Source organism: Actinomycetota bacterium, assembly GCA_040905475.1.
Classification (GTDB): domain Bacteria; phylum Actinomycetota; class AC-67; order AC-67; family AC-67; genus DATFGK01.
In genome coordinates this window covers 21,952-30,001 of record JBBDRM010000088.1, presented here as the reverse complement: position 1 = coordinate 30,001, position 8,050 = coordinate 21,952, and the positions used below count along the sequence as shown (strand labels likewise).

Below are 8,050 nucleotides of genomic sequence, written 5' to 3'. Positions count from 1 at the left end.
CGCGCGATTTCTTTTCCTTCTTCACTTCCGCGATGACCACCTCGGCCCGCTCGCGAAGCAGACGCACCTCGGCGGCGGTGCCGACGAGCGGGATCATGATCTCAGGCTTGGCCTGAATACCCTTCGCACGGCAGGCGATGGCGGCCTCGACGATGGCGCGTACCTGCATCTCCAGGATCTCGGGGTATGTCACCGCCAGGCGGCAGCCGCGGTGGCCGAGCATCGGGTTCATCTCGTGCAGTTCGCTGACGCGCTGCTTGATCTTGGCGGGGCTGAGGCCCAGCGTCTTCGCCAGTTCGGCCTGGGCCTTGGGCTCGTGCGGCAGGAACTCGTGCAGCGGCGGGTCGAGCAGGCGCACGGTGACGGGCAGGCCGTCCATCGCGCGGAAGATCCCGACGAAGTCCTCGCGCTGGAGCGGCAGGAGCTCGTCGTAAGCGGTCTGCTCGTCCTCGGCGGTGTGAGCGAGGATCATCCGGCGGACGGCCGCGACGCGCTCCTCGCCGAGGAACATGTGCTCGGTGCGGCAGAGGCCGATCCCCTCGGCGCCGCGGCGGCGCGCATTCGTGGACTGATCCGGTGTGTCGGCGTTCGCCCTCACACGCATCCGGCGCGCCTTGTCCGCGCGAGCCATGAAACGCTCGTACGCCTTCCACAGCTTCGACGCGCGGGCTTTGGCGTCGCCGTCGAGCGCCCGTTCGAGGAGGCTCGGCTCGAGTGGGAGCTGTTCGGCGTAGACGGTCCCCTCGGTGCCGTCGATCGTGATCCAGTCGCCCTCTTCCACCGTGGCGCCGCCGACGGTGAACCGCTTCGCCTCGCGGTCGATACGGATCGCGTCGGCGCCGCACACCGCCGGGATCCCTTCGCCGCGCGCAACGACGGCCGCGTGCGAGTTCGTCCCACCGGCCGAGGTGAGGATCCCTTGGGCGGCGATCATGCCGTGGTAGTCGTCCGGCGTCGTCTCGCGGCGGACCAGGATCACCTTCTTGCCCTCTTGCGCCCACTCCTGGGCGTCGTCGGCGGAGAACACGACCTGACCGACGGCGGCGCCCGGCGAGGCCGCGAGACCCCGCGCGATCGGCTTGGCTTTCTGCTGCGCGCCGCGCTCGATCACGGGCTTGAAGAGCTCGTCGAGCCGGTTCGGGGTGAGGCGCAGCACGCCGGTCGCCTCGGCCACCAGCTTCTCGGCGACCATGTCGAACGCGATGATCCACTCCGCCTGCGCGGTGCGCTTCCCGATGCGGGTCTGGAGCATCCACAAGACGCCTTGCTCGACGGTGAACTCGACGTCGCACATGTCCTTGTAGTGACGCTCTAGCTTGTTGAGGTTCTTCACCAGCTCGCCCCACGCCTTGGGCTGGATCTCCGCCATCTCCTCGACCGGGAGCGTGTTGCGGATGCCGGCCACGACGTCTTCGCCTTGCGCGTTCGACAGGTAGTCACCGGTGGGGACCTTCTCGCCGGTCGCGGGGTCGCGCGTGAACACCACGCCCGTTCCCGAATCCTCGCCGCGGTTCCCGAACACCATCGTCTGGATGTTCACGGCCGTCCCCAGGTCGTCGGAGATCTTGTTCTTGCGGCGGTAGTCCTGGGCGCGCTTGTTGTCCCACGAGCCGAAGACCGCCTCAACGGCCATATGCAACTGCTCGATCGGATCCTGCGGGAACTCGCGGCCGGTCTCCTTGCGGATGATGGAGCGGAACTCGGTCACCAGGTCGCGGAGATGATCCGCGCTCAAGCCGGTGTCCTCCCGCGTGCCGGCGGCGCGCTTGGCCTCCTCGAGCGCGTGCTCGAAACGCTCGCCGTCGACGTCCATCACGGTCTTGCCGAACATCTGGCACAGCCGCCGGTACGAGTCCCACGCGAACCGGTCGTCGCCGGTCTGCTTGGCGAGCCCTTCGACGCTCTCGTCGTTGAGCCCGACGTTTAGGACCGTGTCCATCATCCCCGGCATCGAGAACTTGGCTCCGGAGCGGACCGACACCAGCAGTGGGTCGTGCGGGTCGCCGAGGCGGCGCCTCATCCGGTCCTCGAGCTTGCGGAGCTGTTTGGCGATCTGGTCGGTGAGTCCCGGCGGGAACGTCCGGCCGCCCTTGCGGTAGGCGTTGCAGGCCTCCGTGGTGATCGTGAAGCCCGGCGGCACGGGCAGCCCAAGCCGCGTCATCTCGGCGAGGTTGGCGCCCTTCCCTCCGAGGAGATCCTTGAGGTTCTTGTTGCCCGCGGAGAAGTCGTAGACCCACTTGCGGGTTTTCGTCTTCCCCGGAGGCGTCTTCTTCCTGCCGGTGGTGGTCTTCTTCTTCGACGGCACGGCGATCACCCTTCCATGGCCCTGGAACAGCAGTTTCGCACAGCGCGCATGCCTTGCGTACAGTCCCGCCCGTGACCTCGGGGGATGCGCGCGCGCGGCGGAAGACACTCGTCACCCGGCCCTTCCTGCTCGTCCTGCTCTCGACGCTCGGATACTTCCTCTGCGTGGGGATGCTGCTGCCCGTCGTGCCCCGCTTCGTGGAAGGTCCGCTCGGGGGCAGCGACGTCGCCGTCGGGGTGACCGCGGGGATCTTCAGCTTGACCGCAGTGCTGATGCGTCCTTTCGTCGGCCCCCCCCGGGACCCGCCCGCGCGCCGCCCCTTGATCGTGGGGGGATCGGCCATCGTGGCCGCCTCGGTTCTCGCGTACCACCTCGCCGATTCGATCGCGGTCCTCTTGGTGTTCCGGCTGATCGCCGGCGTCGGGGAAGCGATGTTCTTCGTCGGGGCCGCGAGCGCGATCAACGACCTCGCGCCGGAAGAGCGGCGCGGGGAGGCCGTGTCCTACTTCACGCTATCGCTCTACGCTGGGATCTCGTTCGGCCCGATCCTCGGCGAAACCCTCCTCGACGGAAGCCGCTTCGGCCTGGTGTGGTCCCTCGCTGCCGCGTTCGGCTTCGTTGCGTCGCTCCTCGCCCTTCGCGTGCGAGACGCGCGTCCGGAAGGGGCTGCGACCGCCGCGTCCGCCAGGCTCGTCCACCCTGCCGCTCTTCTCCCGGGATTGGTGCTGGCCTCGACCGTTTGGGCGTTCGCCGCGTTCAGCTCGTTCGTCTCCCTGTACGCCCTCGAGCTCGGGATGGACGGATCGCGCTTCGTCTTCTTCACCTACTCGTTCACGATCCTGCTCATCCGCTTCTTCGGTGCGCGCATCCCCGACGCCCTCGGGCCCAAGCGCGCCGCGACGATCGCGACGACGACCGTCGCCGCCGGGATGATCGTGATGAGCGCGTGGGGCTCACCGGCCGGGCTCTACGTCGGGGCGTTCGTGTTCGGCATCGGTCAGGCGTTCGGGTTCCCGGCTCTCATGACGCTCGCGGTACGAGGCGCTCCTGCCTCGGAACGCGGGGCCGTCGTCGGGACCTACTCCGCGTTCTTCGACCTGGCGTTCGGTCTGGGCGCGATCTCACTCGGACCGGTGGCGCACACGATCGGCTACCGAGGTACGTTCGCCGTGTCGGCCGCGGTCTCGGCGGCCGGCTTCCTGCTCCTTCGGCTGCGCGTGCGGGAAGCGACCATCGAGGTGACGCCGGGGGGCTGACCGCAGGATTCGCCCGCTGCTGCGTCGAAGCCCGAGCCCATGCCTTCCCGACACACGGTTGCCGCACTGATCCTCGCCGGAGCGGCGGCGACGGCGCCGGTGAAAGCGAGCCCGCCCTCGGAGCTCGTCGTGGAGGCCGGCTCGATGACGGCCGTGGTCGGGCTGGATCCGTTCAGGATCTCGTTCCAACAGGCCGGAGGAGGCCCGGCGCTCGACGGGCTCGCCGCGAGCTCGCCCTCCCCCACCGATCCGTCGGCTCGATACGGGACGCTTGCGTTCGCGGTCGACGTGCGCGCCCAGGTGCAACCGCCCGAGATCGGCTACGGCGTTTTCGCTGTGGTGCCGCTGCGCTGGTTCCACGCAACCAAAGTGACGAGCTCTCAGTTCGACGCGGGCGCGTTGACGCTGGACGTAGAAACGGACGACCCGCTCGGACGCAGGTTCCGGGTCGTCGTGGCTCCGGACGCAGAAGGGGTCGTCTCCGTCGCCGCGACGCTCGACCGGACGACCGGGGTGTCGGCGACCGGCTGGTCGTTCGCGTCCGAACCCGGCGAGCGGTTCCTCGGCTTCGGCGAACGTTCCGACGGAGCCGATCAGACCGGCCGCGAGGTGGAGTCGTGGAACGAGGAGGGACCGTTCTCCGCCGGCGCGTTCCACGAGCAGCTCGACCCGATCGTCGGCGAGCGGTGGCAGGGACCGCCGCCGATCCCCGGGACGAATTTCTCGATGCCGTGGCTTGTGTCGAGCCGCGGGTACGGGTTCCTTCTCGACTCCACCTACCCGAATCGCTTCCGGCTCGGCACGGACCGGCCGGACGCGTGGAACGTCGAGACCCAAGATCCGGCCTTCCGCTACCGCGTCTTTGCAGGGCCGACGCCGGTCAACGCGCTGCGGAGGTTCGGCGCCGCCACCGGCTTGCAGCCCGATCCGGCCCCATGGTTCTTCGGCCCGTGGTACCAACCCACCGGGCCGGCCGAGCTCCGCGAGCAGCTGATCCCCGGCTGGCGCTCATGGGACGTGCCGGTAACGGTCGCTCAGACCTACACGCACTACCTCCCGTGCGGAGCCCATCTCGCCGACCGGCAGGCGCAGCGCGACCAGGTCGACGCGTACCACGCGCAGGGATACATGATCACCACGTACGTGAACTCGTTCGTCTGCCAGAACCATCCCGGTGGCGCGTACCGCGAGGGAGACCGCAACGGCTACTTCGTGAAGACTGCGCTGGGAACCACGTATCCGGTTCCCTACCTCGCGCAGAACGCCAACCCGGAGTCGCCGTGGTCGGCCGTCGTCGACTTCACGAACCCGGAGGCGACGGTGTGGTGGCAGGGGTTGATCTCGGACGCGCTGGAGGACGGGTACGACGGGTGGATGGAGGACTTCGGCGAGTACGTCCCGCCCGACGCCGTGATGGACGACGGGCGGAGCGGGCTCGCCGCGCACAACGAGTACTGCTCGCTCTATCACCGCGCGAGCCACGAGCTGACGAGCGTCGCGCGCGGCGTCGACTTCGCGCAGTTCGTGCGCTGCGGCTACACGGGAACGGCGCCGTACGCCCGGGTCGTGTGGGGCGGCGATCCGACGACGGATTGGTCGAAGGCAGACGGCCTCGGTGCGGCCGTCAGCCAGGCGCTATCCATGGGGCTGTCGGGGATCGGCTACTGGGGAACCGACATCGGAGGGTTCCACGCGTTGTTCACCGAGGGCCAGACCGGCGAGGATCTCTTGATCCGGTGGCTCCAGTTCGGAGCGTTCAACGGCATCATGCGCACGCAAGCGAACGGTTACCCGCGCCCATTCGACGATTCGGTCCGGGCGCAAGTGTGGGACGACGCCGTCCGCCCGATCTGGCGGAAGTTCGCCAAGCTCCGGACGCAGCTCTTCCCGTACATCTGGTCCGCCGCTCAGGAATACCGGGACACGGGGATGCCGATCACCCGGCACCTCGCGCTCGCCTATCCGAACGACCCGGCCGTGTACTCGGCAGAGGCGGAGTACGAGTTCCTCTTCGGCCCCGACCTGCTCGTCGCGCCGGTTATCACCGAGGGCGCGACGACTCGAACGCTGTACCTCCCCCCGGGCGAATGGCTGAACTTCTGGGACGCCGTGGCCTACGACGAGTCGACCGGGCGTTTCGATGTGGTCCCCGGAGCGGAACCCATCAGCGGCGGCCAAGTCATCACCGTCGATGCCCCGCTTGAGGAGATCCCTTTGTTCGTCCGCGCCGGAGCCTGTCTGACGCTGTTGCCGGCGGAGGTGGATACCCTTGCCGAGGTCGGACAGGCGCCTGGACTCGTTCACCTCTCAGAAGCGACGGGGCAGGAACGAATGCTGGGCTTCGCCGCAAGCTGTTAGCCGATAAGCCGCCGGAATGCGCCTTCGTCGATCACCAGGCGCCAGAAGCCGCCACGCAGCGGGCGCGTCGCCCGGAAGTCGGCGAAATCGAAGGTCAGGATGGGCGCGCGTTCCGCCTCAGCCAGCGCCATGACCGAAGCATCAGCGATGCCGAGGTCTACGTAACGGCTGTCGTAGGCCACGGCCCTGTCGAAGAGGTCGGGGCCGAAGGGAACGCGGCGGAAGGCTTGCGAGCGAACGTCTTCGAGGAACGCCCCGGCCGCATGGGTCGAGACCCGAGTCCTCAGCAGATGATCTACCTCTGCCACCACGGCGTCGGGGAGCAGCAATTCCGAGTCGTCGGCCTGGACTATGTGCGCGGCAAGTCGATGCGCCTTATCGGCGCGATCGACCGCGGCCACCAGCGGGGCCGCGTCGACGATCATCTTCACGCTCGAAGTCCTTTGGAAGCGTCTGCCTGAGGTAATCCTCAAGGCGGATCGATAGGTCGCCGAGCCCGCTGTCTCCGGCTCCGATGGAACGGAATGACCGTTTCCTCTTCCGTAAGGCCTCTTCGGTGAGAAGAGCAAGCGCTCCGGAGAATGAGGTCTTCTCCTTCTTGGCAACATCCTCGACCCGCTTCGCAAGCTCGGTCGAAAGGGAGACGGTGCGTTTGGTTACGGGCATGGCGGTCATACCTCCGGTATGACTATAGCAGATCCGTGGCGAGGTCCAGTCCGATGATCCGGACGAGCACGTCGGCTGGCTGCTAGAGCCGCTCGCGCAAGTAGTCGACGAGCTCGGCGATCGGGATCCGATCCTGCTTCATCGAGTCGCGATCGCGGATCGTCACGGCGCGGTCCTCCAGCGTGTCGAAGTCGACCGTCACGCAGTACGGCGTGCCGATCTCGTCCTGGCGGCGGTAGCGGCGCCCGATCGAGCCGGCGTCGTCGTAGTCGATCATCCAGTGCTCGCGGAGTGGCCCGGCCACCTCGCGCGCCGACGGCACGAGCTTCTCGTTGCGCGACAGCGGCAGCACCGCGACCTTGATCGGCGCGAGATCCTTGTGGAGCCGCAGCACCGTCCGCTTCTCGGACTTCCCGGACGCTGCCGGAGCCTCCTCCTCGGAGTACGCGTCGATCAGGAACGCGAGCGTAGCGCGGTCGGCGCCGGCGGCCGGCTCGATCACGTACGGCACGTAGCGCTCGTTGGTCTCCTGGTCGAAGAACGAGAGATCCTCGCCCGAGAACTCGCTGTGGCGCTTGAGGTCGAAGTCGGTGCGGTTCGCGATCCCTTCGAGCTCGCCCCAATCGGTGAACGGGAAGGCGTACTCGATGTCCACCGTGCGCTTCGAGTAGTGAGACAGCTCGTCCTTCTCGTGCTCGCGCAGGCGGAGGTTCTCCTCACGCATCCCGAGGCGCGTGTACCAGGAGAAGCGCTCCTTGATCCAGACGTCGTGCCACTCCTCGTCGGTGCCCGGCTTGCAGAAGAACTCCATCTCCATCTGCTCGAACTCGCGGGTGCGGTAGACGAAGTTGCCCGGCGTGATCTCGTTGCGGAACGACTTGCCGATCTGCGCGATGCCGAACGGGATCTTCTTCCGCGTGGTCGTCTGCACGTTCATGAAGTTCACGAAGATTCCCTGCGCCGTCTCCGGACGGAGCCACACCGAGGCGGTGTCGTCCTCGACCGGGCCCATATAGGTTTTGAACATCAGGTTGAAGTTGCGCGGGTCGGTGAACGTGTCGTTGCCACAGTTCGGGCAGCGCGAGCCCTTTCCACCGGGGGCCATGTCGATCGTCTGCGCCTCGGGACCCTCCTCGTGCCCGGACTGCGGCGCGTGGAAGCCGGGCAGATGATCGGCGCGGAACCGCTGGTGGCAGTTAAGGCACTCGACGAGCGGGTCGCTGAACGTCTCGACGTGGCCCGACGCCTCCCACGTACGGGAGGCCATCAAGATTGCGGCGTCGAGACCGACGACGTCGTCGCGCAGCTGGACCATGTGCTTCCACCACGCGTTCTTCACGTTGCGCTTGAGCTCGACGCCGACGGGGCCGTAGTCCCAGGTCGAGCGCAGGCCGCCGTAGATCTCCGAGGACGGGAAGATGATCCCCCGCCGCTTGCAGAGATTGACGATCGTTTCCATCGTGAC

Annotated in this window: 5 protein-coding genes; 2 read left to right on the top strand and 3 right to left on the bottom strand. The window is 67.6% G+C overall.

Annotated elements, in window-relative coordinates; translation table 11 throughout:
• Positions 1-2,305: pyruvate, phosphate dikinase (gene ppdK, locus WEB06_09810; GenBank protein ID MEX2555916.1), on the bottom strand; the 2,305-nt coding region annotated here is incomplete at its 3' end.
• Between the two features lie 71 nt (positions 2,306-2,376).
• On the opposite strand from ppdK, the gene WEB06_09805 reads away from it, so the two are divergent.
• Complete coding sequence (locus tag WEB06_09805) at positions 2,377-3,561, top strand: MFS transporter (GenBank protein ID MEX2555915.1); 1,185 nt, start codon at positions 2,377-2,379, stop codon at positions 3,559-3,561.
• A 39-nt stretch (positions 3,562-3,600) separates the two neighbouring features.
• Positions 3,601-5,919 carry a TIM-barrel domain-containing protein gene (locus WEB06_09800; GenBank protein MEX2555914.1) on the top strand — a complete coding sequence of 773 codons (2,319 nt, stop codon included), beginning with the start codon at positions 3,601-3,603 and terminating at the stop codon, positions 5,917-5,919.
• Here the strand turns inward: WEB06_09800 and WEB06_09795 are convergent.
• On the bottom strand, positions 5,916-6,344 hold the full coding sequence (locus WEB06_09795; GenBank protein MEX2555913.1) for a PIN domain-containing protein: 429 nt from the start codon (positions 6,342-6,344) through the stop codon (positions 5,916-5,918). The two genes, WEB06_09800 and WEB06_09795, sit on opposite strands and share 4 nt — an antisense overlap.
• A 323-nt stretch (positions 6,345-6,667) precedes the next feature.
• Entirely contained in the window at positions 6,668-8,044 is a 1,377-nt protein-coding gene (locus tag WEB06_09790) for a glycine--tRNA ligase (GenBank protein MEX2555912.1), read from the bottom strand.
• Positions 8,045-8,050 lie beyond the last annotated feature (6 nt).